Here is a 24,079-nt window from a genome sequence, read left to right as displayed (position 1 = left end):
AGAGCGGCTGACAGTTTTACGCGAATATGCCTGTCGCAGCAAGCGAACTTTAAGGCTTTTACGCATCCGGCAGCACCTCGCCAAGGCCGATTTTCAGGCGGTTTATCCACCCGCAAACGCCGCTCCATGCCAGCAGCGTAAAGGCCTGTTCGACGGAAAGCCCCTGTACAGTGAGGGGAGAAAACTGTGCGGCGCTGAAGCGGTCTGGCGCCCGGATTATCAGCTGCACGGCCTGAATGACGGCGTGACTGAGCAGATCTTCCGGTTGCCACAGTTTTAATGCCCGTTCTCCCGTCAGCGTGGCAGCTTTCAGCAACTCGTCGGCACCGTTCAGCTGAAAACAGCTGGTGCTGCCGTTAATACGCGCGTTAAGCAATGCCACCAGCGTTGCAAGTGGTTGATCAACCTCAAGCGACTGTATCAGTTCGGCCAGAAGGTCAGGCAGCGATTCGTCCCATGCCAGCAGGGCAGCAAGCGCTTGCGGGATTTCGTTCGATATCGCATCGATCTGCGTGGCTTCACGGCAGGCCAGTCCCGGTTGCCAGCTCCCCTTTGGCGAGTCAAAGCAGCTGGCAGGCGCATCGTCCTGCATCGGCATGCCGGGAAGCCAGCGCACCGGTAATCCCATTAATGCCTGCCCGGCGGCGACCACACGTGCCTGATAGCCGATAAATCCAACAATCTGGGTTATCAGCACCATATCAGGCGCCGTCAGCCCAACGGCGTCAAGCTGCTGGCGTGACTGGGTACAGATAATCGACGGTGATGCGGCCAGCTGGCGCGCATATTGCGTAATCTGCGCCAGCCGGTGATTGCTTTCGCGCGAGGAGTCGGGGCCTGGCAGCGGCGCGAGACGCGCGGCGTAGTGATTACATAAGCGCTGGACGCCAAAAACCTGCGCCACGGTGAGGGCGGTACTCAGGCGTTCATAGGCGCTAAAGGTATTCAGGCGATTGACGTCAACGGCATCCGGAAAAAGATGTGCCGAAATTTGCCGCGAAAGTTCAAGCCAGCGTAGCGTTTGGGAAGAAAAGGGAGGAAGAGTCAGATCCAGCAAAAAGCGGTCTGCAACGTGGGCCGCTTCCGGAACCAGGGGAAGCACGTCGGCTGCCTGATTTCTTGCTTGCGTTTCATGATACCAATGGCTTTTGCCGTGAGCGCGGCTTTGCTCCATGGAATGTCCTTCGGGATGTCGTATCGATAGAACGCTATCCTGACGTAAGGCGCGGGCAGGTAAAAATATTGAAGCGTGATAACAAATAACGGAGTGGAATAACGGCGGGAAATCCGCCCCGCGAAAGCAGGGCGGAAGAAGAACTTATTTCAGTTCCAGTTCGTTCATTGCGGCGATGCTGAAGCCACCGTCAACGTGAACAACTTCACCGGAAATACCGGCAGACAGGTCAGAGCACAGGAATGCTGCGCTGTTGCCCACGTCTTCGATAGTGACGGTGCGACGAATCGGGGTAACCGCTTCGCAGTGTGCCAGCATCTTACGGAAGTCTTTAATGCCAGAGGCCGCCAGCGTACGGATTGGACCGGCGGAGATACCGTTAACGCGCACGCCTTCAGGGCCCATCGCGTTCGCCATGTAGCGCACGTTTGCTTCCAGAGACGCTTTAGCCAGACCCATTACGTTGTAGTTAGGGATGGCGCGTTCTGCACCCAGGTAGGACAGGGTCAGCAGCGCAGAGCCCGGGTTCAGCATTTCGCGGCAGGCTTTTGCCATCGCAACGAAGCTGTAGGAGCTGATGTCGTGTGCAATTTTGAAGCCTTCACGGGTGACGGCATTTACGTAGTCACCGTCCAGCTGGTCGCCCGGCGCGAAGCCGATGGAGTGAACGAAACCGTCAAATTTCGGCCACACTTTGCCCAGTTCAGTGAACAGGCTATCGATGCTTTCGTCCTGCGCAACATCGCATTCCAGAACAATGCTGGAACCCAGCTGTGCAGCGAACTCTTCAACGCGACCTTTCAGTTTTTCGTTCTGATAGGTGAAGGCGAGCTCAGCGCCTTCGCGATGCATAGCCTGTGCGATACCGTAGGCGATGGAGAGTTTGCTGGCAACGCCAGTCACCAGAATGCGCTTACCGGAAAGAAAACCCATAGCTTTTAATCCTTATGTTATTGCTTGTTTTTGGCTTTGTATTCAGTAAGTTACTGTTATCAAAGCCAGAACAGAGAGATAGCAGGCCGAAATTATAGCTCACTACACGCCTGAATTGTCACGTGATTTTTACATTGCGCCCGGCAGGCAGGGCGGCAAAACGCAGTAAAACGATACCTTTCTATTATATCAGGAGTCGTGAAGAGGACTGATCCAACCTCACCGCCACTGGAGAGGCCAATCTCACGGGGGAGGGAACCGGACGATGCTGACCTTACTGGCCTTAGTGAAACTAACGCACCTTGCGGTGCCCCCGTCCGGCCCGCCATTGTAGCGTAGCCGTACGCACGACACAAAAATGGCGCAGACGCGACAGTGTGTCGTCACTTAAGGTTTCCAGAAACTCAATCCCGGCATCTGATTTTGCAGATGCGAAAAAAAGAATAAGGGGTCAGCGTTATTACGACAAGCGCTATTCCCGGAAGCGGTCTCACTTTATTAAATGCAAGTCTGGCGGGCTTATTACATATTCAGAATCAATAAAAAGCAATAGCGATATAAATAAAGCGTTCAGGAAATGTCTTCTTTAGTACGGGGTTGTTTTATTTGTTCTATTAACGATGCTGTATTTATTGTTTGACGTGCTGTCTGTTTTGCTGATATTTGTTTTTATTGACGGCTTTAATCATTTCCGTTTTGAAACTGTAAGAGAATGAATAACAGGAATCCGTAATGCATCAGAATAGCGCCATTATCAGCTATCTCCAGGCGAATAACATTCTTTCCAAAAAACTCGATCGCGCCGCTTCAGCCGTCAGAAAAGAAGTAATGGAGCAGGTAAAAAATGCAGAACAGGGTGCAACCCGTGCATTGAATTATCTCTCCTGCTTTACCGATGAATATCATGACGTTTGCAAAAAGCAGGGGCGGGAGGATGCTCGTTTCTTTAATGGAGTCGTCCGATTGCTGCGCCGCGAAGATATTGTTGGTGAGATGCTCAGGATCTATTTTGATGAAGTATTCAGGTACAGAACAACTGAACAGTTAGAGTACATTAAGCAATGGTTGCTGGCGGGAAGCGTGCATATTGCATCCAGTTCGCTTACAAAGGAGGGGTTTGCTTTTGCAACTGCTGCTTTAGTCAAAGGTGGCTTGAACCTCAGCATGCAGATTAGTGCTCTGGCTAGCGACAGTGTCAGGGTTGCCGTGTTAGGTGCTTCACTGTATGGAGTTGTTCAGAAAGCTGCCGATAGCGCTTATCGGTTACATATACAATTTCCAGCTTATTACGCCGCGTTGTACACGCACGAACTTGAAATGATGTATTTTTTGATAGAACCCGTGCTTCAGCGTGCAGGCGCTCTGGAGGGGCAATTTACTTCCGATTCGTCACTCGTCGATATCATTAGAAGGATGATTCAATAGTGATGATGGAGTTTATCAAATGGGTATTACGATCTCTCGGCTTGTTATGTATATTTGTACTGCTTCAATTGCAATTTTTTCCTGGCATCCCGCTCTGGCTAATACCGATTTCCTATATTGTCGTGACGATTACTCTGTCCTGATGTGAAGTTAAATGGAATAAGCGATGAAATGGGTCATGAAAATAATGTGCTGGCCATGTAAGTCAGCATTGGAAGGCTCCCACCCTGTAATTGCAACTGTTATATTTGCTTTGCTGGAGAGCTATTTTTTTCCAGGTAGCCCGGTCTGGCCAATTGGAGCCTTCTTTCTCTTTGCGACTGCAATCTATCTCTGGCACAGATACAGAAAATTCAAGAAGTGAACAAATAACATTTACCCTTAACGCTCATCAATAAGGAATCACTATGTCCGCACCGGCCCATTTATGGCTTGAGGATGAAAATGGCTCACCGATTGTCGGCAGTTGTATAATGCCTCTGCGAGCCGGTTCGATTGAATTAAAATCCTTCTCCCATGGCGTCACTATTCCTGTCGATCCTCAGTGGGGCAAACTGACCGGCACGCGCGTTCATCGCCCAATTGTTGTCGTGAAAGAGTTCGACCGGACCACGCCGATTCTCTATCGTGCTGTTTGTCAGGGACGTCCGTTCAAAAAGGCGATTATCAGGATGTACCGCATTCTGGAATCAGGCATTGAAGTGGAGTATTTCAACATCGTTCTGGAAAACGTCATACTGACGACAGTATCGCCGCTTCTGACGCCTGGCGGCCGGAGCAGCACGCATCTTGAAACGATTGAGCTCCGCTACGAAGCGATTACCTGGAAATACACGGAAGGGAATATCCTCTATCGCGATTCGTGGAACGATCGCTGCTGTGCCTGAAAATGCACAAAAAAAAACGGCTGAATGATTCAGCCGCTTGCGTTTTTACCGATCCTTTCGCCACGCATCTGCCGTCAACGCCTCGCCAAAATGCCCGGCAATTAAGCGTTTGGTCAGGTCGTGGAGCGGGGAGGAGAGCACGTCGGCGGTGCTGCCGCGTTCGACCACTTCCCCCTGGTGCATCACCAGCACCTGGTCGCTGATGTGCTTCATCATCCCCAGATGCTGCGTGACGTAAATATACGAAATGCCCTGTTTTTCCTGGAGCTCCAGCATCAGGTTAATCAGCTGCGAGCGCATCGACATATCCAGCGAGGCCAGCGCCTCGTCGCAGACGATCACCTTCGGGCGCAGAATCAGCGCACGGGCAAGGCCAAGACGCTGCTTTTGCCCTGGCGCGAGCATATGCGGATAGTAGCTGACATGATCGGGCAGCAGACCGACAAGGCGCAGCGTGTCAATAATCTGCTTTTGCCGCTCCTCAGGCTCCAGATCGGTATTCAGGCGCAGCGGGAAATCCAGAATCTGCGAGATACGCTGACGCGGGTTGAGCGACGTCGACGGGTCCTGAAAAATCATGCGGATACGCTGGCTGCGAAACGAGTAGTCGCCAAAGGCCAGCGGATGATCGTCAATCAGCAGCTCGCCGGTTGTGGGTTCGATCATACCCGCCAGCATTTTGGCCAGCGTCGATTTTCCGGAGCCGTTCTCGCCGATGATCGCCAGAGTCTGCTTTTCACGTAATGTGAAGCTCAGCGGTTTAACCGCCTCAACCGTCTGGCGATGGAACAACCCGGTGCGATAGCGAAAGGTTTTACTCAGGTTGCGGACTTCGAGCAGGGTCTCGACCATGTCACTCTTTCTCCATGTTCAGCGGGAAATGACAGGCAAACAGGTGGTTCTTCGCCCCGGTCAGCCGCGGTCGTTCAATGCATTTGCGCTGGGCGTAAGGGCAGCGCGGCCCCAGACGGCAGCCAATCGGCAGCGACTCCAGCAGTGGGATCGCGCCCGGCAGGGTGTTCAGGCGGCTTTTATGCGGCATTGAACGGCCAAAGTCCGGCATCGCGCGAATCAGCGCCTGAGTATAAGGATGATGCGGCGTGCTGACCAGGTCTTCGCTCAGCGCGCTTTCCACGGTTTGTCCGCAGTACATCACGTTAATTTTATCGGCCCACTGGCTCAGCATTTGCAGGTCATGGCTGATCAGCAAAATAGTGGTGTTGTTGTTCTGGTTGAGCCTTGCGAGCAGGCGAAAGATCTGTGCCTGGGTCGTCGGCTCCATGGCGTTGGTCGGCTCATCGGCGATCAGCAGGCGTGGCTGGTTGGCGAGCGCGATGGCAATCATCACCTTCTGGCACTCGCCGTCTGTCAGCTCATAAGGAAAGCTGCGCATCGCATCTTTGTGATCCTTAATGCCGACGCGGTGCAGCAGCTCAATAGCGCGACGCTTGCGCCAGCCGAAGCGCTGCCACCAGCGGCCTTTATAGGTCCAGCCGGGAATGTTTTGCATCAGCTGTTTGCCGATGCGTTCCGACGGGTCGAGACACGACTGCGGCTCCTGGAAAATCATCGACACATTGTGGCCGACAAGTTTGCGTCGCTCGCGGCTCGACAGGCGCAGCAGGTCGATGTCGTCAAAGCGCATGCGGTCGGCGGTAACCCGCCAGTTGTCTTTGGTGACGCCGCAAATGGCTTTGGCGATCAGGCTTTTTCCCGAGCCGGACTCACCGACGAGCCCGCGAACTTCCCCTTCTGCGAGGGTCATACTGACGCGATCGACGGCTTTCACCCAGCCTTCGCTGGTGCGGAATTCGATGGTCAGGTTACGGATATCCAGTAACGGCATTATTGCACCCCCGCATTGATGGCGCGGCGAATGCCGTCGCCCAGCAGGTTAACCAGCAGTACGCTTATCATGATGGCGGCACCCGGCAGCATCACCGTCCACGGCGCCACATAAATCAGCTCCAGCGCATCGCCGAGCATCGCGCCCCATTCCGGGGAAGGAAGCTGCGCGCCGAGATCGAGAAAACCGAGTGCGGCAATGTCCAGAATCGCCATCGACAGGGCTCGGGTGATCTCCGTCACCAGCCCGGAGGCGATGTTTGGCAGCACCGCGAACCACAGAATATTGAGCGTGGTGGCGCCGTCCAGACGTGCGGCAACGACGTAATCCTTCTCTAATTCGTCATGCACCATGCTGTAGACCGAGCGCACCATGCGCGGCAGCAGTGCCAGCCAGACGGCGAACATTGCATGCAGCAGATGCGGCCCGGAGAAGGCGACGACGATGATCGCCAGCAGCAGCGACGGAATCGAGAGCAGGGTGTCGAGAATGTGATTCAATATTGCTGAACGCAGGCCACGAGTGGAGCCGGCAAAAGCGCCCAGCGCCAGGCCGAACAGCGTTGCGCCAAGCGTGACGACAAAAGCGCCGCCAACGGTGGGTGCCGCACCGCTCAGCAGGCGGCTCAGCACGTCTCGGCCGAGGTCGTCGGTGCCGAGGAAGAACGACACTTCGCCGTAGCGCGACCACGAAGGCGGCAGCAGCTGATAACCGAGGAACTGCTGATCGAGGCCGTAAGGCGCGAACCAGCCGCCGAAAACGCACAGCACGGCCAGGCCAATGCAGCCGTACAGGCCGATCATCGCGGTGGTATCGCCGTAGAATTTACGCCACACGGTGCGCAGCACGCCGGGCGGGCGCTTCTCCAGATAGACGCTATCGTAAGGCATACCATTCCTTATGTTTCAGCGGGTTAGCCATGGCACCCAATATGTCAGAAATCACGTTCACAATGATCACCAGCGCGCCAATGACCATGACGCCTGCGGAAATCGCCGCGTAGTCCTGCTGGCGAATGGCGTTGATCATCCAGCGGCCGAGGCCCGGCCAGCTGAACACCATTTCGGTGATCATGGCGAGCGTCAGCATGGTGGAAAACTGTAGCCCAAGACGCGGGATCACCGGCGGCAGGGCGTTATGCAGCACGTGGCGGCGCAGAATCGTCAGGCGCGACACCCCGCGTGTAGCCGCAGCTTTAACGTAGTTGGTGTCGTACACGTCGATGGTGCTCAGGCGCATCAGGCGTACAACTTCGGTGGTTGGTGCAACGGCGAGCGTCAGCACCGGCAAAATCATGTGGCGCACGGCGCTCACGATCATCTCATCCCGCCACGGTGAATCGGAAATCCAGGCGTCGATCAACGCAAAGCCAGTGACGTTTTTCACTTCATACAGCAGGTCGAAGCGCCCGGAGACCGGCAGCCAGCCGAGCGTCAGCGAGAAGAACAGCGTCAGTAAAAGCGCCAGCCAGAAGACCGGAATGGAGAAGCCGAGCAGGGCGAAGGCGCTGATGACGTTATCCTGCCATTTGTTGCGCATGATCCCGGCCAGCATGCCGACGGGAATGCCGACCAACAGCGCAAAGCCAAAGGCCAGAATGCACAGCTCCATGGTTGCCGGGAAAACCTCTTTCAGCTGTTCGGAAATCAGCTGCCCGTTAATGCTCGATACCCCGAAATCCCAGTGCAGCAGGCCTTTAAACCAGAACAGCCAGGCGTTCCAGAGTGAGGCACCCTGCAGCGGTGCGTGCGGCGTGAAGTAGCTCAGGCTGAAGCCAACGAAGGTCAGCAGGAACAGCGTCACCAGCAGTAAAAGCAGACGGCGAAGGGTAAAAATAATCATGGTTTTTTCACCTCTTCCTCTTTCTCACGGGACACGCCCGCGAACGACGCATTGCCGAACGGGCTCAGTACCAGACCTTTGATGTCATAGCGGTAGGCCTGAAGCCGCAGCGAAGAGGCCAGCGGCAGCACCGGCAGCTCTTTCGCGAGGATCTGCTGCGCTTCGTCATAGGCGTCGATGCGCGAGGCCAACTGCTGCGACGAGAGCGCATTTCGCAGCACTTCGTCAAACTCACGGTTACACCAGTGCGCAAAGTTGGTCTGCGAACCGATCGCCGCGCAGCTCAGCAGCGGGCGGAAGAAGCTGTCCGGATCGTTACTGTCCGTCGCCCAGCCGGTAAGGGTCAGGTCGTGATTCATGTCCATCAGGCGCGCCTCCTGGAAACGGCCCTCCACCGGCACGATGATCACCTTGACGCCGACCTGCGCCATGTCCGCCTGAATCAGCTCGGCGGTTTTCAGCGGGCTTGGGTTCCATGCCTGAGAGGTAGTGGGCACCCACAGGCGCAGGGTCATGTTTTCCAGCCCAAGGGCCTTCAGCTGTTGGCGCGATTTCGCCGGGTTATATTCGGTAATTTTAGCTTCATTATCGTAGGCCCACGATGCGCGCGGCAGAATCGACGCGGCGGTTTCGGCGGTGCCGTAATAAATGGACTGCATCAGGCGCTCGTTGTTGATCGACAGCGCCAGCGCGTGGCGAACGGCCGGGTTGTTCAGCGGCGGCTTGTCGGTGTTGAACGCCAGATAGGCGATGTTCATGCCAGGACGCAGCGTCAGGCGCAGGCGTGGGTCATCACGCAGAATGGAGAGCTGGCTGGCGGCAGGCCAGGCAAGCACGTCGCATTCGCCGGTCAGCAGCTTTGACAGGCGCCCGGTACCGCCGGAGCCCAAATCAACCACCACCTGCGGCATCAGCGGCTTGCCGCGCCAGAAGTTCGGGTGGCGCTGTAAGCGGATATATTGCCCGGTGCGATATTCATCCAGTTGATAAGGCCCGGTGCCGACCGGCTGGCGGTCGAGCTGCTCCTGACGATCGATTTTAGTGAGATTCGCCGCGTATTCGGCGGACATCACGGAGGCGTAGTGCGTCGCCAGGTGCCAGAGAAACGAGGCGTCCGGGCGCTTCAGACGAAATTCAACGGTGCGGTTATCGAGCTTGCGCACGCTCTCCACGCTGTCGGCAAACTGCAGACTGTCGAAATAGGGGAAGTTTGGCCCGTTGACGTTATGCCACGGATGGCTGCGGTTAAAGATGCGCTGGAAGGTGAACACGACGTCGTCGGCGTTGAGCGTCCGGGTGGGGGTAAACCAGGCGGTTTTCTGGAACTGCACGCCGTTGCGTAAATGGAAGCGGTAGGTTGCGCCGTTGTCCAGCACTTCCCAGCTCTCCGCCAGTTCCGGTACAAGCCGGTAAGTATACGGGTCCACGTCGAGCAGACGATCGTAAATCTGCGCCGCAAGGGTGTCGACGATCAGGCCGCTACCTGCCTTTTGCGGGTTAAAGGTGTTGACCTGGCCGCTGACGCAGTAGACAAAACCGCTGTCGCGGATGTCGGCTTTTGGTGCCAGCGCAGGTGGCGTCACCGCCATCGCATTGCCGCACAGGCATCCCAGGAGTGCCAGTAAAGAGGAGAATTTCAGGCGCATATCTTCTTCAAATTTCAGACCGATCTGCAAAGTGTATCGCACTTAAGGCGGCGTCGTACAAACTTCGCGACTGACCGCTGTAAAAGTCGTCAATTCAGTGGGGGTAAGGGGGAGGCTTGCCCGGCGGCATTGGGCTTACGCAGGCCTGATGTTTTGTCGGTGGGATAAGCGAAGGCGCCACCCGGCAATTTCCCTCGGTTCCGATGTGGGATATATTGGGCGCACTTTCCTCAACCTTCTTTATTACAGGTAATATTTACCATGGCTCTGATCCCTAAAAACTATGCACGGCTGGAAAGCGGCTACCGCGAAAAAGCCCTCAAAATTTATCCCTGGGTTTGCGGACGCTGCTCGCGAGAGTTTGTTTATTCGAACCTGCGTGAACTCACCGTGCACCATATCGACCACGATCATACCAACAACCCGGAAGACGGCAGCAACTGGGAGCTGTTGTGCCTGTATTGTCACGATCACGAGCACTCGAAATACACGGAGGCCGATCAGTACGGCACGCGAGTCGTCGCCGGGGAAGACGCGCAGAATGACGTTGAAGCCGCGACTTACAACCCGTTTGCTGATTTAAAGTCGATGCTCAATAAGAAGAAGTGAGTTTTGATAAAAGCAGCCCAGGGATACCGGGCTGCTGAATACATTAACGGGTTTCATCGAACTGCAGCAAACGACCCGTATTGCCCAGGACCATTAGCGTACTCAAATTATGCAGCAACGCGGCAACCAGCGCGCCTGCGCCACCCAGCCAGCCGAGCGCCGCTGCGGTGACGATCGCGAGGGTCCAGCCAAGACCAATGAACACATTCACCATCAGGGTTCTTCGGCATTTGCGACTGAGCCTGATTGCCGAAGCGATACGTCGCAGGTCGCTGCCTGTCAGCACCACGTCTGCGGAAACCAGCGCGATATCCGCCCCGTTTGCCCCCATCGCCATGCCAACGGCCCCGGCCTTTAATGCTAAAGCATCATTGATGCCATCCCCCACGACCAGCGGTCTCCAGCCTTCGTTCACCGCTTTTTGCACTTCCTGCAACTTGGTGGCGGGGAGGGCCTGAGCGACAATCTCCTGAATGCCCAGTTCGCCGGCGACGCTTTGCGCGGCCGGAAGGCGATCTCCGGTAAGCAGCAGGTGCTTATCAATGCCCAATTGCTTTAATGCCTGGAGCGCTTCAGAAGCTTCAGGGCGCAGCGTGTCGGCCAGCAGCAGCCAGCCCAGGAACTGTCCCTGGTGCGCAACACCCACCATCGGCCCCTGATGATCCGGCTGTGGCAACATTGTGACGCCATGCTCCGTAAACAGATCGGCTCGCCCAAGCAGAGCGGTTCCTTTTTCGGTTTGCGCCACAATGCCTAAGCCCTGTTTTTCCTGTACGTCCAGTATCGGCAGGCGGTTCTCTGCGCTCACATATTCAGCGAGGGCGTGGCTGACAGGGTGACTGCTGGTCGCTCCCAGAGTTGCCGCAAGCTGTACAACATCGCCATAGTCGGAACCCTGCGCCAGAACCGCATCAACCAGCTTCAGTCGACCTTGCGTCAACGTGCCCGTTTTATCGACGATCAGCGCATCGACATCTGCCAGCTCCTCAAGAAACGCCGCATTGCGGATCAGTATGCCGTGGCGAGCCGCAACCGCAATGCCCGCCATAGCCGTTGCTGGTGCGGAAAGGACCAGCGCACAGGGGCAGGCGGCAACCAGCACCGCCAGCATTGCCTGGCTATCGTAGGTAAAAAACCAGGTGCTGGCGGCGATTAACAGCACCAGTACCAGATAGTGTGAGGCATAGCGTTCGAGTAAGCGCGTAATGGGCGGTTTTGCCTGTTCGGCATCCTTCATCAGAGCGATGACTTTTCCGAGCGTGGAGCGATCGCCGGTGTACATTACCTCCATGCGCAGCAGCCCGTTGAGGTTGATGGCGCCGCCAAAAATAAGCGATCCTGGCCCGGCTTCCTGCGGAACCGACTCCCCGGTGATGGAAGCCACATCCAGGCTGGCATAGCCGCTCAAAATTTTACCGTCTGCCGGGACATTATCCCCGGCGCGGATTTCCACAATGTCGCCTTGTCGGATCATGGCGCTGTCGACCGATTCGAATGAGCCATCTTCGCAGATACGTCGCGTTGTGCTGCGGGTCAGCTTCGTCAGTCCGGCAATGGCTTGACGTGTTCCCATGACGCTGCGCTCCTCAAGGATATGGCCGAAAATCATGAGCACCGGCAGCAGGGCGGCGGTGATCAAGTCTCCCAAAGCCCACGCGCCAAGCATTGCCAGCACAATCAATAAATCGGTCACGCCGTGCAGGTCCGGATGACGAAGGCTGTGCAGACCTGCCCGAAAAACAGGAATAGCGACAATGATCCAGGCAACGCCCGCGAGCAGATCGCTAATTGCGGTTTGTTCAGGGGCCAGCGACCGCCAAAGCAAACTGAGCAAAATCAGACCGATAGTTGTCATAGCCAGGGCCAGTTGCACGGTCATCCGCCGTTGCTCCTCGGGCGTCAGAAGCGCCTGGCTAAAGTTGGGATGAATATGACCGTGGCTGCATTGATGGCTCATCGCAGATCTCCAAATACATCAGACAGAGTGGTGGAGGCGCTTGATGCTGGCGTCGTGGCTGAAGATGACGCAGAAGAACCGCCTGAAGTATTGCCAGCGGATTCACCTGAGCGGCCAGATGCTGGTAGACGGGCTCCCTCATCCTCAGGCCCTGAAAGCACGAGACGACTTTGAGTCTCTGGCGTAACGGTTAACACCTGTCCGGCATGGGAGAAGATGGTTGAAATCCGATCGCGCCAAATGCGTGACAGCATGCCGGGATCGCTACCTGTCGCACGTGCCTGAGCGAGTTTAGTCATGGACTTTGTCACCACTTCGGCGTGCGCGAGCATTTCCCGGTTGTCAGCTTCCGCCTGCTGAATCACCCGATCGGCCTGCTGCCGGGCTTTTTGTAAACGGATCGTCGCGTCATTGCGGGCCTGCGCGACGCTTTGCTCCGCGCGCTGGCTGGCTGTCAGAACGGCATTAAAAGCGTCCACCGCGTTGTCCGGCAGGGACGAAGAGACATCGATGCGCTCGATGGTTATGCCCGGATCGTTATCGCTGCCTTTCAGCGCTTGCAAATCCTGCATCATCACCAGGCGCAAATCGCTGCGTAATCGTGAACGCTCCTGCGCGGCACGACTGTCATCCTTTAGCGTTTCAGGGCGGGCAACCAGGATGGTATCCAGGTCGCGTCCTGCGCTAACCAGCGTCGCGGCGCGTTGCGCCAGCCTGTCCAGCAGTGGACCAATGTGCTGCTCCTGGAGCACATACTGGAGAGGCGAACTGATGCGGTAATACACCTGCATATTAAGCTGGACGACACCGGAATCGCCCGTCAGTAAATAACCCGCCCCGGCTCCGGCATCGCTGGTGTATTGATCGCCAGTCAGTTGCTTGAGTTGTTCATGTCGCTGCAGCGGCAGAACATCGTGCTGCATGATACGGGCCGGGCCCGGGATGATTTCAACGCGATCCACCGGTTTGGGCCAGGCAAACAGCATGCCCGAGCTTTCGACCGTTACGGGTTTGCCGAAACGAAAAATAATGGCCTGAGTATCGGGCGTCACCTGGTGAAAACTGGAAAAGATCCACGACACAGCGGCCAGCACGGTGGCGGCATACAAGCTAAAAAAGGCAATCCGGTAAGACTGTCCCCACGGGCTCATGCTTGAGGCTTGTTTTTTCATGGATTCGCCTTTTGCCCGTCAGCCGGTTTTTGCACCAGGGCATTGAACGGCGCGGCATCAGTACTCAACACAATGCGGGTGCTTTTATTCACCACGTCGTTAAGCGTGTCGAGGGAGCGCAGCAGGTTGTAGAGCTGAGGGTCCAGCGCATAGGCTTTGGCGTAGATAGCGGCGGAGTCCTGTTGCGCCTGAGCCGTGATGGCGGCCGCTTTTACTGAGGCATCCGCTTCGATAATGCGGGCTTCTTTATCAGCTGTGGAATGGATTTCTGCCGCCATTCGGTTTCCTTCCGCCGTCCGTTCAGTCGCGATGGTTTCACGTTCTGCCCGCATTCGATCAACCGTTGCATTAAGGGTAACGGCGGGCAGCGTCAGTCGCTCAATGCCGACATCAATCAGCTCAATGCCATAGCTGCTGAGAAGCTGAGCTTTTAGCTGATTTTTGATCTGCTGCTCCAACTGCGGAATTTTTACCTTTCTGGCGTCCGTATTGACTATCTCGGACAGCGCATAGTTGCTGGTTGTCGTCTCGAGGGAAGAGCCGATGAAGGTCCGAATCTGGCGTGCGGCCTCTTCTGGCTGGTTCTGCACCGCGCGAATAAAGCGCAGCACGTGAGTCTGTTCAGGGCTGACCTTCCAGATAGCCCAGGCCTGAACGATGACCCGCAACCCATCACGCGTTCCTACATCCTGTAAGCCACTTGAGGTTGAGCGGGTGCGTAAATCGACATCGACTGGCGTTTCAAAAGGCGCCGGAAGACGCCAGGCAAGCCCCGGGGAGAGTAAAACCCGAACCGGGCTACCAAAACGGGTCATGATAGTGGCGCTCCCGGCGTGCACCTGAACAAGGCATGCGGTCAGCAACGCCAGTACCACCAGCAGGGCGGCGATGCTGTAACGCAGCCAGCGACGTGAAGAGTGTGAAACGTGCTTCCGTGCGGCGACAGGATTGAAACCCACCTTGCTGTTTTCTGCAGAGGGGGAAAGAGTACGGATTTTCATTCTCAGCGAACCTTATTTATGCAGCACTATCGTGCGGGCTGGGAAAATTGACGTAAATCGAGCACGGGCTCATGGCCTTCAGCCACCTGGCTATCGAGAATGAAGAGCGGCGTTCTGGACAGCGCTTTGCTGTATGTCTGATAGCGGCGTTCATTAAGGTAAGCCTCCGGATTCATTTTCCAGGCATTATGCTCTGCGCTGTAGCGCGTCAGGGCGACATTGGCCTGCGCCATACGTTCACCTGCCGACGCCTCGGCTGCATTGATAGCCGTGGTTGCGTTACGCTGCGCTTCTTGCCCCTGCGATGCGGCGTAGCCTCTCTCTTTCGTCATCTGAGTGCTGGCGGCAATTTGGGCGGCCTGTACGCCGTGATAGGCATTTGCCGCACCGGCCGGAGGGTGGATAGATTCAACACGGGTATAGAGCAGTTCAACGCCGGAATGGAGTTGGTCCAGACGTTGCTGGATGGCGGTATTCATCGCCGCAGACATCGACGCGCGTTGCTCATTCAACAGGGCATCCAGCTGCTGATGCGCGAAATATTGCGTCAGAACCTGACGGGCAATGCGCTGGATAGTGGTGGGCAAATCATCGGTCTGGTAGAGGCTGTTCATGGCGTCTTTGTCCCGCAACCCCACGCGCCAGATGAGGCGAATATCCATATTGACTATCTGGAAGCTCTGTTTATCGCCAAGGGCGCTGGCGATAACCTGTGCCTGGTCGGTGATATGGGTATTATCCCACAGACGCCAGCTTTCCTGCGGTGCCGGGCCCTCAATGGTATCGGGGATGAGGGCATTTGCGCTTGCTTCGGGGGCTTTTTCGCTCAGCTGAAGCTCATGCACGGTGCCAAAATCAACGGGGATGACCCGCCCAAAAGGCCAGGGAAGGCCGATATGTAAACCTGGTGGCAGCACGGCAATAGGGCGCCCAAAGCGTTCGTAAACCCCGCGCTGAGCAGGAGAGACTTCTTGCAGTCCGCTGACCAGCCAGCCCGTCAGGGCAATGCCCAGAAAAACCGGTAAAAATAGCTGTCCTATTAGCCTGAATGCCTGAATCCTTCCAATGTCCACGCCAAAATGCTGAACGATCTTTTTCCGCAGCGCCAGTAAAGGATGTAGCGGCCAGCGATACTGTTCAGCAATCAGGCTTTGGGTCAGAAAGGGCGGTTTTTCGTCAGGGGCGGGTAACGTGCAGGCGGCAGCCAGCGTCCGGAGAAGAAACTCAAGGGCAAGCAGAAACACGATTATGCTTGCGACCTGGACTATCCAGAACGCGATCGCAAGTGAAAACGCGGAGACCGCAAAAGCGGCGGCTATCAGCAAGCCAATGCTGAGCATGGTGCGAATCAAACCAATAATCGCGGCCTGCTGCGGCCAGGTTTTTATACGCCGGAAGCTGAGGGTTCGTTCACAGACCAGCAGGGCGAAGCAGCCCACCAGAAGTACTGCGCCGGCCGGGATCATACCGCTGTCCAGCGGCGTAAAAACATTGTCGGTGGTGAAATTTTTGCTGACAAGCGAGAGGGCAATAAGGGCGCAGATAGCGGTTATCCCCAGGTGAATAATATGGGGTTCCCATTGCGCGAGAAGCGTATCCAGCCTGATAAGCCAGTCCGGTTTTTTCTTTCTTTTATTTTCTGCTGCCTCTTCGCCGTGCTCTGGCTCCCAGGGGGGCGGGAATGAAGACGCCCGCAGCGCATTTTCTGCCACCGCGAACGTTAACAATCCTGAGGCCAGCAGAGGCCGGATAAGAACCATCCAGCCGCTTTGCTCATCAAATAATTCGAGCATGAAAAACAGAATAGCGAAGGCGCCTAATACCATCCCAACGATGGCCCGACACCATAATAATCGCGAGCGCAAACGGCTGTCCTGGGGCGGAACGGTATTCTGAGGAGAAGGCTCCATGAAAGCTCCTGATTAACAATATAAAAACGAAACGCGTCATTTCGCTCAGGGATAAAAAGGGACTATCCACAACGCACGCGGCTTAACGGATGCCTGAAAGGATCCTGCACATTCTACGAATGGTTTTTGCTTATCCCCGGGTACACGAGCCTGCCATTGTGTTTTTTGTCACTTTGGGTGAGCGTGCAGGGGAGCCAACGGGTGTGGGGCGTTATGGTATAACGTAACTTAGGGTTTTGGCCTGATTTCTTCAACCCTTTTCTTATCCCGGAAAAGTTTGGTAACACAGTGTGTTCGCACCTGTCCGGAAGGCGTGTTTCCGGGCGCGATCTGTATCAGGATGGCATCGACGTTGTAATACGCAGGCAAACGATCGTGGCGGGCAGAAAAGGGAAGGCGTTCTGACCAGAACAAAAGCGATTCTCAGCCAGAAACGCTTCTGTTCTTCATTGATATGGGGTGAAGTACGACGAACTGTGCGGATCCGCCTGGTTATGTTTTATTCACGCGACAAGATCCCGCTATGGCTGGATTTCGCGTTTTTCCGCCCATTTCAGCATCGCATCCAGAGCCGGGCACAGGGCCTGCCCCCATTCCGTGAGGCGATATTCCACCTTAGGTGGCACCTGGGGATACACCTGCCGTGACACGATCCCATCGGCCTCGAGCTGCCGCAGCTGCTGTGCGAGCATTTTCTGCGAAATCGTCGGGATCAGTTTTTCGAAATCTGAATAGCGCTGTACTTTTCCATCGAAAAGATGAAAAAGGAGGATTAATTTCCAGCGGCCTTCCAGCAAACGAATGACCTGCTCCACGCCGCTTGCGGCAGATTCCGGACTGTATAACTTACTCATTGTTCAGCCACTCACTTTTTTGTGCGTACTTGTCAATTTCACAGTCTATGTCGAAAATGCGGGTACTGTAAATCAAGGGAGGTAAAGGCCATGTCATTAGTTCTACCGAATGCTGTTTCTGCCTGGTTTGCCATTGATAAGAGGGGCGATCTTACCGGCATCAGACGCTGGTTTACTGCCGATGCGATTGTGATCGATGAAGGTAAAACGCATCAGGGACATGCGGCTATTGAAGCATGGCTGCGTTCAGTGCAGTCATCGTTTGACTATAGCGTCGAACCGATTGATGTCCACGCCGACGGTAGCCGGTTTACGGTCACCGCCAACCTTGTCGGGAATTTTCCCGGTAGCCCTGTCGTACTCAGGTACGTGTTTGGCTTGACTGGCGACAGAATTAACACGCTGGAGATTGCATGATGTCATCAGATACCGATTTTCAGGGCAAGCGCGTGCTGGTTACCGCAGGAACCAAAGGCGTCGGTAAAGCGGTTGTCGGGCTGTTCAAACAGCGGGGCGCGAAGGTGTTAACGACCGCCCGCCACGCGCCGGAGGAAGCGGTCGCTGACGCCTTCGTGGCGGCGGACCTGACCACTATCACCGGATGTGCCGCCGTTGCGGAAGCCGTGCAGGCGCATCTTGGCGGCGTCGACATTATCATTCACGTGGTGGGCGGATCTGGCTCACCGGCCGGTGGTTTTGCGGCGCTGGGCGAGACGGAGTGGCAGCAGGAGCTTAACCTTAATCTGTTACTGGCGGTACGCCTGGATCGCGCGCTGCTGCCGGGGATGTTAGCTCAGGGCCACGGCGTGATTGTTCACGTCACCTCTATCCAGCGTGAACTGCCGTTACCGGAGTCGACTACCGGCTACGCAGCGGCCAAGGCGGCGCTGTCTGCTTACAGCAAAAGCTTGTCAAAAGAGGTCTCGCCGAAGGGCATTCGGGTGGTTCGCGTTGCGCCAGGTTGGATCGAAACTGAAGCGTCGGTGGCGCTGGCTGAGCGGCTGGCAGAGCAAGCGGGCACGGATTATGAAGGCGGGAAGCAGATCATCATGAATGCGCTCGGTGGTATTCCATTGGGCCGTCCGTCAAAGCCCATTGAAGTGGCGAATCTCATTGTTTTCCTCGCGTCGTCTCATGCGGCCGCCATTACCGGTACTGAATTTGTGATAGATGGCGGCACCATTCCAACCGTGTAACGGTGGGCTCGATCGGCACATTATCTGAACCGGTTAAGCTTGCTTCTGGCTGACTATTGGTGATGCATGATGTCTGCTCCTGAACGGCAGCAGGCTGGCATAAAATCCGGACGTTAAGCATTTTCCAACACATCCCCTCGTCTCCCTGTGCCATGCTCGGTTATCACTTAAAAGCATTCGGGCTGAGGCGAGGAAGATGATGATAACGTTATGTAAAGCGTGTGGAACCTCTTACGACGTTGCGGCGGGGCATCCGGAAAACTGCCCGATTTGCGAGGACGAGCGGCAATACGTTCCGGTGAGCGGGCAGGCGTGGATTGAACCTTCAGCCCTTCACGCGGGGCACGCGAATAAGTGGCGCCAGCTTGCGCCCGGGCTTCTCAGCGTGGAAAGCGTACCTGGTTTTGCGATTGGTCAGCGCGCGATCGTCGTGCAAAGCGAAGAGGGCAACATTCTCTGGGACTGTATTCCCAATCTGGATGATGCCACAAAGGCGATTATCACCGCGCTCGGCGGGCTAAAAGCCATTGCGATTTCGCATCCGCATTATTACAGCACCATGCAGGACTGGGCGGCAGAGTTTAACGCTCCGGTTTATCTGCACGCCGCCGATCGCAAATGGATTCAGCGCGACAGTCCGCATATCCATTTATGGGATGGGGAGTCGCTGCCCATTAACAGCCGCGTGGAGCTTTTGCGCCTCGGCGGTCATTTTGCCGGTGGCAGCGTTCTGCTTCACAAAGAAAATCAGGGCGTGCTGCTGACCGGGGATATTATTCAGGTGGCACCCGGTGCGGGCAGCGTCTCCTTTATGTGGAGCTACCCCAATATGCTGCCGCTTTCTGCCACCACCGTTGCTGATATCGCACAACGGTTAAAAGACGTCCGGTACAGCGCGCTGTACGGTGCTTTTGAAGGCAAAGATATTCCGGACAACGCCGCAGATATCGTGCAGCAATCCGCGCGAAAATACATCGAGTGTATCGAGCGGCGCTGAAGTTACGCATTCAACGGCGTCAGCTCATAAAGCACCAGCGCATTGCTCTCCAGTGAATCCACCATCTGCCAACTGTCGTGCAGATGCTCATCGCGCACGGCGAGCGTCATCGGCAGTTTAACTTCGGCAACGTATGAAGGTCTGTACCTGAACGCTGCGAAAAATCCCACCAATGCGGCTCTGATGCTACAATCCTCCACATGTTACACCACCCCAAAGAATCTCTTATGACTACCGCTGATTTCAAACGTCCTAAGCTGGAACTCCCGAAGGGGGCAGACAAACTGTTGCTGCATTCGTGCTGTGCTCCCTGTTCCGGTGAGGTGATGGAGGCGATCCAGGCCTCGGGCATCGATTACACCATCTTCTTCTACAACCCGAATATTCATCCGCAGAAAGAGTATCTGATTCGTAAGGATGAGAATATTCGCTTTGCTGAACAGCATGGCGTGCCGTTTATCGATGCGGATTACGATACCGACAACTGGTTTGAGCGAGCCAAAGGCATGGAGTGGGAGCCCGAGCGCGGTATCCGCTGCACCATGTGTTTTGACATGCGCTTTGAGCGGACGGCGCTGTACGCCGCTGAAAATGGTTTCAGCGTGATCAGCAGCTCGCTGGGCATTTCACGCTGGAAGAATATGCAGCAAATCAACGACTGCGGACAGCGGGCCGTTGCGCATTATCCGGGCATGATGTACTGGGACTATAACTGGCGCAAGCAGGGCGGTTCGTCGCGCATGATTGAAATCAGCAAACGCGAACAGTTCTACCAGCAGGAATACTGCGGCTGTGTTTACTCACTGCGTGACAGCAATCTGCACCGTAAATCTCAGGGCCGTCCTCTCATTCAGCTCGGTAAGCTTTACTACGGTAAAGACGACGAGCAGGCCTGATTTTGCCTGTCACGCCCGCTGCGGCTTGACAACCTTCCTGAACTTATCCCTCTGTTATTCTCGTCAAGGGTTGCAGTAATAATCGCTATATAATTAAATGCATATCGGTTAGTTAAGGAGAGCGTTCCGATGAGGCTGTATATGTTTTACGTCGGCGGCAATGCCGGCAAGTCCAATATAGAAGTTCATGACATTCAGTTTGTCGCCGCTAACTCTCCACGCGAGGCATGGCCTGCGCTAAGGGCCGCGTGGTTTGGCGATAAAGATAAAATTCACATTGATGGCTACAGCCAGATTACCTGGGCGGATGGCTATAGCGTCACGCTCTCTGCCGAACCATCCTCTTCCAGCCTCAGGCTCTTTTTTGTTAACGCCGGGGGATATCGTCCGGACACGCTAGCTGAACTGCACGAGTTCGATTTGTTCGTTGCGGCGACTGCGCAGGAGGCAAAAAAGAAAGCGCTGGATACGCTCCTGTGCGGCGTCGATCAGCAGCATAAAGACAACCTCAAAGAGGTGGATGATTGTCTGTTGCTCGATAAAGTGGGTGAACTTTATGTGCATTTAACGCCCTGCGCCACCGGAACGCGCGACAAGCCTGAGTGGCAGGGCTACCAGCCGATTGGTGAGTAAATTACCCGATTGAAGGAATTTGTCGGCCCGGTAAGCTTGTGCCACCGGGCAGTGCTGGCGCTGAGCTCCACTGTAAATAGTTTGCCCCTATGATTTGAGGGCGCGTCTGTTCAGCCATAGAGCCACTTCCCGGCTTCTGCTGATTCAGCAAACATTCGTACGTTCAGCGGCAAGCGGGTTGCTTCGACTTCTTCACGTTTGAGTTTGAACCATCGTTGCAAAAGCGGTGTATTTTCCCACGGGAAGTAAGATGTCCTGTTTACCTGTTCAAGACATACGCCAAACTGCTTTTGGTATTTGTCTAAAGTATCTTACAAATCAGCACGTGGATGCTCAAATAAATCAGAATCAAGCTCTGATGGAATCTCCTTCCAGTCGCTGTCTAAATAGACGGGGATTTATTCGTGGAATAACACTAAAACATCTTCGATTATTTCTGTCATTAGAAGGCGGTCTGCTGCATACATTTAAATTTAATATTGATTACGCAAAAATCATCACCATAATAGGAATGATTATATCTCTTGAATGAATGGATTGTTAAATTATATTGGCATTGAATATTTTAATAAAAATACCTCTGTTGCGCTGAGATGTCAGGCGCAGAGGTTGCGCCCTTTTTGTTATGCAGTCCAGCGAACATTCCAGCCGTCTTTGTACGAAACGTTACCGTCTGTATATTTCCATGTTATACTCTCGTAGCGTAGCTCAATGTTTTCCAGGTGCGTACTGGAAACTCCGCTCGGTAGCAGGGCAGGCGTAATGCTGCAAATCTTCACATTCTCCAATGTAATATTAAAATACTCAGCCTCGACTCCTGCATCAGTAATCCGGTACATCTTGATGGTAGCAGTCTTAAGCGTTCGCCCCTCACATAACGCCCTGAAAAGCAGGGGAGTAGTCTGATCAAACTCTTTCTGCATAACGATTGGGGAATGGACCCTCGTCCCGGTAAGTTTTCCGTAATTGGGATCGACGGGGATACAAACATTGTGCGTTAACGTTTGAATTTCAATGGAACCGAGTCGGGTAGGCATTAAACACCCGCCAACAATGGGTGAGCCATTTTCGTCTGTTAACCATAAGTGCGCTGGAGTTGACATATAAATTTCCTTTTTTTTCTTATTTGGGTTTTCGTGGAAAAAACCACATAAGAACAAACACGAAAACTATAAAGATTCCTATTGACTGAATAGCGAAGGATGGGAACCAGGTCACCGCAAACATACCGAATAGCACGGTCAAAACAACGGGCAGGCATGACCATAAAAAGAACGATGCTTCATACCTAATCCATTTCTTTAATAGTTTTAACATAATTAACGGACCATTCTTTGTATAATGTTAACCACGTCATGATCTGACATATAGTAGTGAGGTGCAAATGCTCCCGCCTTAGTAAATACCGGCTCAACTAAAAAATACATCATTTCAAGCTGCTGCATGTAAAGGGCATGGTAATACATGGGGCTAAGGAGCTTCAATCTGTCAGCGCTTTCCGATGCCTGCTGTACATAACCATAAGCTCCTGCAAGAAATACGGCTCCACCTGATAGCTTACGGACTTTTGCAACAATTAGAGGGCTAAATCCGGCGCTCAAACATACGGTTGTGGTCAGCCCCGCAACAAACGACTTTGCAGTCAATGTGCTGGCTGAGACGTTAACGCCAACTTTTTCGAGTGCCATGCCGATGGCCAGAACTTGCTGCTGCGTTTTGTTCTTGAATACTTCGTCAAAGTAAATGCCAATTAAGTCATAAATGATCCTTCGATTACGTACCAACTGAACTATCCCGGAGAGAAAACGACTATCTTCACTTTTCAGCTTTGCGCACACATTTTGATAATTCTGAGTAAAGCAAGAGGTGTAATAAATTGCCCGTGTCGCGCCATCTTGTATCCTAGCCGCTGCGTCTAACATTTCATCCTTCATCCCTGCTAGAGACTTATCAAGTTGCAAAGCCAATATTTTGTCTGCCTGCGTTTCGCTTATGATTAAATCACTGTAATACATATCCAGTTCCCTCCGGTAAATGTTGGTGCGAATATGAAAGGTAGCATGATTTTGTCAGGCTTTTAACTAAAAAAAGAGTGAGGTTGGAGGTGTGTATTCACCCTGTGTATATGTGGTGGAGTATTTATTTCCTTGCTTTATAAATAGCAACGCCAAAGCAATTGAAAGCTTTTCTTTCTATTTTTGATGTCAATGGCTCTCCAGTTTTTATTAGTAAGGGGAATATGTAATTCAGTAAACCAACACTAAAATCAATGATTCTTGGTTGTCTTTTTGAAAATGACCTATTGATCAGTGGGTTGTGAATTTCCCCCTGATGTTTGTATTAAGAAATATGTGATCGCAAACGAATAATTATGACAAATGTATAAATTGATGTTGAATATTTAATTTTAGAAGCCTATTTAAGAAACAGGCGTAGAAAAAATCTACGCTGGGAAAATTAATAATTGTTCATTTACTTTTTGAAAGGAAATCTTGATGTCAAATGTTTATGTAGAACCACAACCGACTGGGCGCCCGGAAGGGACGGCTATCACGCATTACACTGTTGAGTATGCAGGCGGACAGAGTATTGATGGAAAGAATCATGCTACACAGGAAAGTGCAATCAGCGCTGCGAAAGCAAAGGGGTTTAAACCTCTTGTTGCGCGGGTAAGGAATACCAGCAAAGGTAACCCGGATCACTGGCGCGCAGCTTGATTGTGCATACCCAAATAAACAAAGCTCCTTATGGAGCTTTTTTGCTACGATATTTAAATATTTGTCTTTAACCAACTTTCGCAGTGCCGCATGCTTGGTAAGCTTTCTCCATCAGGCATGATGCAAACCTGTTTATGATGAAGAAAAGCAGTAACGCTAGTTCAGTCATACCCTCTACAGCCCGGATTTAGCCGATTCAGCAAACATGCGTACGATCAGCGGCAATCGTTTTGACTCAACCTCTTTACGCTTGAGGTTGAACCACCGTCGCAAAAGCGGTGTATTTTCCCATGGAAAGTATAAGGGCCAGTTTACGCTCTCAAGACTGACTTCAAAGCGGTTTGATCAATTCAGCAGGGGCGTAGGCCCGGTAAGCTTGTGCCA

The 24,079-nt window shown here is 53.9% G+C and carries 22 protein-coding genes and 2 pseudogenes; 8 read left to right on the top strand and 16 right to left on the bottom strand.

From position 1 onward, the window contains the following. Window positions 1-58: 58 nt before the first annotated feature. Entirely contained in the window at window positions 59-1,174 is a 1,116-nt protein-coding gene (locus AB1287_RS13615; RefSeq protein WP_435618097.1) for a CMD domain-containing protein, read from the bottom strand. Window positions 1,175-1,318: 144 nt separating this feature from the next. Further along, window positions 1,319-2,107 carry an enoyl-ACP reductase FabI gene (gene fabI / locus AB1287_RS13610; protein WP_097161073.1) on the bottom strand — a complete coding sequence of 263 codons (789 nt, stop codon included), beginning with the start codon at window positions 2,105-2,107 and terminating at the stop codon, window positions 1,319-1,321. Window positions 2,108-2,839: 732 nt separating this feature from the next. Here fabI and AB1287_RS13605 point away from each other — a divergent pair. Both AB1287_RS13605 and AB1287_RS13600 read left to right on the top strand, forming a co-directional pair. Next, window positions 2,840-3,532 (top strand): hypothetical protein, encoded by a 693-nt coding sequence (locus tag AB1287_RS13605; protein ID WP_435618096.1) that lies wholly within the window; start codon window positions 2,840-2,842, stop codon window positions 3,530-3,532. Between the two features lie 407 nt (window positions 3,533-3,939). Next, window positions 3,940-4,419, top strand: coding sequence for an Hcp family type VI secretion system effector (locus tag AB1287_RS13600; RefSeq protein WP_435618095.1), 480 nt, complete (start codon window positions 3,940-3,942; stop codon window positions 4,417-4,419). A 45-nt stretch (window positions 4,420-4,464) separates the two neighbouring features. Here AB1287_RS13600 and sapF read toward each other — a convergent pair whose 3' ends face one another. The 5 genes from sapF to sapA are packed head-to-tail and all read right to left on the bottom strand — an operon-like array spanning window position 4,465 to window position 9,753. Continuing rightward, complete coding sequence (gene sapF / locus AB1287_RS13595) at window positions 4,465-5,271, bottom strand: putrescine export ABC transporter ATP-binding protein SapF (RefSeq protein WP_312626662.1); 807 nt, start codon at window positions 5,269-5,271, stop codon at window positions 4,465-4,467. A 1-nt stretch (window position 5,272) separates the two neighbouring features. Then, entirely contained in the window at window positions 5,273-6,265 is a 993-nt protein-coding gene (sapD, locus tag AB1287_RS13590) for a putrescine export ABC transporter ATP-binding protein SapD (RefSeq protein ID WP_435618094.1), read from the bottom strand. After that, window positions 6,265-7,155 (bottom strand): putrescine export ABC transporter permease SapC, encoded by an 891-nt coding sequence (gene sapC, locus AB1287_RS13585; RefSeq protein ID WP_435618093.1) that lies wholly within the window; start codon window positions 7,153-7,155, stop codon window positions 6,265-6,267. Before sapC ends, sapD begins: the two co-directional genes overlap by 1 nt. Then, on the bottom strand, window positions 7,142-8,107 hold the full coding sequence (gene sapB / locus AB1287_RS13580) for a putrescine export ABC transporter permease SapB (protein ID WP_312626665.1): 966 nt from the start codon (window positions 8,105-8,107) through the stop codon (window positions 7,142-7,144). The genes sapC and sapB overlap by 14 nt, the downstream gene beginning before the upstream one ends. After that, the gene (gene sapA / locus AB1287_RS13575) at window positions 8,104-9,753 is read right to left on the bottom strand and encodes an ABC transporter substrate-binding protein SapA (RefSeq protein ID WP_312626772.1); all 1,650 of its coding nucleotides are present in this window, start codon (window positions 9,751-9,753) and stop codon (window positions 8,104-8,106) included. Before sapA ends, sapB begins: the two co-directional genes overlap by 4 nt. Window positions 9,754-10,014: 261 nt before the next feature. On the opposite strand from sapA, the gene yajD reads away from it, so the two are divergent. Beyond that, window positions 10,015-10,362 (top strand): HNH nuclease YajD, encoded by a 348-nt coding sequence (gene yajD / locus AB1287_RS13570; RefSeq protein WP_312626666.1) that lies wholly within the window; start codon window positions 10,015-10,017, stop codon window positions 10,360-10,362. Window positions 10,363-10,405: 43 nt separating this feature from the next. On the opposite strand, the gene AB1287_RS13565 is transcribed toward yajD, so the two are convergent. The 5 genes from AB1287_RS13565 to AB1287_RS13545 form a co-directional block, all read right to left on the bottom strand. Beyond that, window positions 10,406-12,241, bottom strand: coding sequence for a heavy metal translocating P-type ATPase (locus AB1287_RS13565; protein ID WP_435618092.1), 1,836 nt, complete (start codon window positions 12,239-12,241; stop codon window positions 10,406-10,408). 74 nt (window positions 12,242-12,315) lie between these two features. After that, window positions 12,316-13,491, bottom strand: a complete 1,176-nt coding sequence (hflK, locus tag AB1287_RS13560; protein WP_435618091.1) for a protease modulator HflK — start codon at window positions 13,489-13,491, stop codon at window positions 12,316-12,318. Further along, the gene (hflC, locus tag AB1287_RS13555) at window positions 13,488-14,492 is read right to left on the bottom strand and encodes a protease modulator HflC (RefSeq protein ID WP_435618090.1); all 1,005 of its coding nucleotides are present in this window, start codon (window positions 14,490-14,492) and stop codon (window positions 13,488-13,490) included. The genes hflK (AB1287_RS13560) and hflC overlap by 4 nt, the downstream gene beginning before the upstream one ends. A 26-nt stretch (window positions 14,493-14,518) precedes the next feature. Continuing rightward, entirely contained in the window at window positions 14,519-16,402 is a 1,884-nt protein-coding gene (gene hflK / locus AB1287_RS13550) for a protease modulator HflK (RefSeq protein WP_435618089.1), read from the bottom strand. A 521-nt stretch (window positions 16,403-16,923) separates the two neighbouring features. Further along, window positions 16,924-17,256, bottom strand: coding sequence for a winged helix-turn-helix transcriptional regulator (locus AB1287_RS13545; protein ID WP_312626670.1), 333 nt, complete (start codon window positions 17,254-17,256; stop codon window positions 16,924-16,926). A gap of 90 nt (window positions 17,257-17,346) precedes the next feature. Between AB1287_RS13545 and AB1287_RS13540 the strand changes: the two genes are divergently transcribed. From AB1287_RS13540 to AB1287_RS13520, 5 genes are all read left to right on the top strand, one after another. After that, a complete protein-coding gene (locus AB1287_RS13540; RefSeq protein WP_312626671.1) occupies window positions 17,347-17,673 on the top strand; it encodes a nuclear transport factor 2 family protein in 327 nt (108 codons plus the stop codon). Continuing rightward, the gene (locus AB1287_RS13535) at window positions 17,673-18,452 is read left to right on the top strand and encodes an SDR family oxidoreductase (RefSeq protein WP_435618189.1); all 780 of its coding nucleotides are present in this window, start codon (window positions 17,673-17,675) and stop codon (window positions 18,450-18,452) included. The genes AB1287_RS13540 and AB1287_RS13535 overlap by 1 nt, the downstream gene beginning before the upstream one ends. Before the next feature lie 199 nt (window positions 18,453-18,651). Further along, entirely contained in the window at window positions 18,652-19,449 is a 798-nt protein-coding gene (locus tag AB1287_RS13530) for an MBL fold metallo-hydrolase (RefSeq protein ID WP_435618188.1), read from the top strand. A gap of 227 nt (window positions 19,450-19,676) precedes the next feature. Further along, entirely contained in the window at window positions 19,677-20,345 is a 669-nt protein-coding gene (locus tag AB1287_RS13525; RefSeq protein ID WP_435618088.1) for an epoxyqueuosine reductase QueH, read from the top strand. Window positions 20,346-20,474: 129 nt separating this feature from the next. After that, on the top strand, window positions 20,475-20,978 hold the full coding sequence (locus AB1287_RS13520; protein WP_312626673.1) for a DUF1543 domain-containing protein: 504 nt from the start codon (window positions 20,475-20,477) through the stop codon (window positions 20,976-20,978). Window positions 20,979-21,088: 110 nt separating this feature from the next. Here AB1287_RS13520 and AB1287_RS13510 read toward each other — a convergent pair. From AB1287_RS13510 to AB1287_RS13495, 4 genes and pseudogenes are all read right to left on the bottom strand, one after another. Next, a pseudogene (locus tag AB1287_RS13510) lies at window positions 21,089-21,376 on the bottom strand (DUF1493 family protein). 225 nt (window positions 21,377-21,601) lie between these two features. Then, entirely contained in the window at window positions 21,602-22,081 is a 480-nt protein-coding gene (locus AB1287_RS13505; RefSeq protein WP_435618087.1) for an Hcp family type VI secretion system effector, read from the bottom strand. 216 nt (window positions 22,082-22,297) lie between these two features. Continuing rightward, entirely contained in the window at window positions 22,298-22,993 is a 696-nt protein-coding gene (locus AB1287_RS13500) for a hypothetical protein (RefSeq protein WP_312626677.1), read from the bottom strand. Between the two features lie 876 nt (window positions 22,994-23,869). Then, a pseudogene (locus AB1287_RS13495) lies at window positions 23,870-24,034 on the bottom strand (DUF1493 family protein); the annotation flags it as partial. Window positions 24,035-24,079 lie beyond the last annotated feature (45 nt).

This window comes from Scandinavium sp. UTDF21-P1B, from assembly GCF_040750395.1.
GTDB lineage: Bacteria > Pseudomonadota > Gammaproteobacteria > Enterobacterales > Enterobacteriaceae > Scandinavium.
Note: the sequence above shows the minus strand (reverse complement) of the source record. Positions and strands in the feature narration are given on the sequence as shown.